The sequence below is a fragment of the Kitasatospora cystarginea genome, from assembly GCF_039533515.1.
Classification (GTDB): Bacteria; Actinomycetota; Actinomycetes; order Streptomycetales; family Streptomycetaceae; genus Kitasatospora; species Kitasatospora cystarginea.
This window is the reverse complement of record NZ_BAAATR010000154.1, coordinates 1-1,638: the sequence shown is the minus strand read 5'-3', so window position 1 is coordinate 1,638 and position 1,638 is coordinate 1. Positions and strand designations below refer to the sequence as shown.

1 protein-coding gene is annotated in these 1,638 nt (G+C 73.7%); it reads right to left on the bottom strand.

The window, feature by feature from the left end; genetic code table 11:
* Nucleotides 1-1,638, bottom strand: a 1,638-nt coding sequence (locus tag ABD369_RS40515; RefSeq protein ID WP_344641648.1) for a polyketide synthase dehydratase domain-containing protein, incomplete at both ends; no start/stop codon positions are given.

The window sequence follows — 1,638 nt, the reverse complement described above, 5'->3', positions numbered from 1 at the left end:
CCAGCATCCCGGACGCACCGGACACCAGGACCGTACCGCTCGCATCGAACACCGGCCCGGCCGTGTCGGACACCGCCGCCACCCGCGCCAGGCGCGGCACCCGTACGACGCCTTCCCGGACTGCCAGTTCCGGCTCGCCGGAGGCCAGGGCACCCGCCACCGCTCGGTACGAACTCTCCGCACCGTCGAGGTCGAGCAGCACGAACCGGCCGGGGTTCTCGGACTGTGCAGAGCGCAGCAGACCCCAGACGGGGGCGTGGACGATGTCGTCACCGCCGGCCACCGCGCCACGGGTCACCAGCACCAGGCGGGACGAGGCGAACCGCTCGTCCGCCAGCCACTCCTGGACCATGCCGAGCACACCGTGCAGCACGGCCCGGACGGCCGAGGCGGTGTCCGCACCCTCGTCAACCGGCGACACGAAGACCGCCTCGGGAAGCGTCATGCCGCCGTCCACTGCCGCACCGAGTGCCGCCAGATCGGCGAAGCTCTCGATCCCGGCGCCGAACGGGTCGGTCCCGAGGACCGCCCAGCGGCCCACAGCGGCCGCCGACACCGGCAGGGTGGTCCACTCCACCCGGAACAGCGACTCCACGAAGCCGGCGCGGGCGGCCCGCACCTGCTCCTCGGAGACCTCGCGCATCGCCAGCGAGTCGACCGAGGCGACCGGCTGCCCGGACTCGTCCGCCAGCACCAGCGACACCGTGTCCCGGCTGCCCGCCGGGGACATCCGCACCCGCACCGCCGAGGCACCGGCCGCGTACAGGTTCACGCCGTTCCAGGCGAACGGAAGGCGTCCGCCGCCGTTCTCCTCCAGCAGGTTGCCGATGCCGACCGCGTGCAGCGCGGCGTCGAGCAGCGCCGGGTGCAGGCCGAACAGCGTGGCATCCGTACGTGCGCTCTCGGGCAGCCGGACCTCGGCGTACACGTCCTCGCCCTTGCGCCAGGCGGCGCGCAGGCCCTGGAACACCGGGCCGTATCCGAACCCGGCCTCGTCGAACACCTCGTACAGGTCTTCGACCTCGACCGCGACCGCCCCGGCCGGGGGCCACTCCGCCAGCTCGAACGACGCCGTGGTCCCGGCGCTCGGGGACAGCACACCGGTGGCGTGCCGCGTCCACAGCTCCTCGCCGGCGCCGTCCTCCGTACGGGAGTGCAGGCTCACCGGACGCCGTCCGGACTCGTCGGCCGCCTCGACCGAGAGCTGAACCTGTACGCCCCCCTGCTCGGGCAGGACGAGCGGCGCCTCCAGCGTCAGCTCCTCCAGCACGGCGCAACCGACCTGGTCGCCCGCCCGGATCGCCAGCTCCACGAACGCGGTACCCGGCAGCAGCACACTGCCCATCACCGCGTGATCGGCCAGCCACGGGTGCGACTGCACGGAGAGCCGACCGGTGAAGAGGAATCCGTCGACGGCGGCGAGCGAGACGGCCGCACCGAGCAGCGGATGCCCGGCGGCTGCCAGACCGACCGCCGTGACATCGCCGGTGAGTGCGGCCGAACGCTCCGGCCAGTAGTGCTGGCGCTGGAAGGCGTAGGTCGGCAGGTCCACCCGGCGGGCGCCCTGGCCGGCGAAGACCGCCTGCCAGTCGACGCTCGCACCACGCACGTACGCCTGGGCGACGGCGGTGGTCAGCG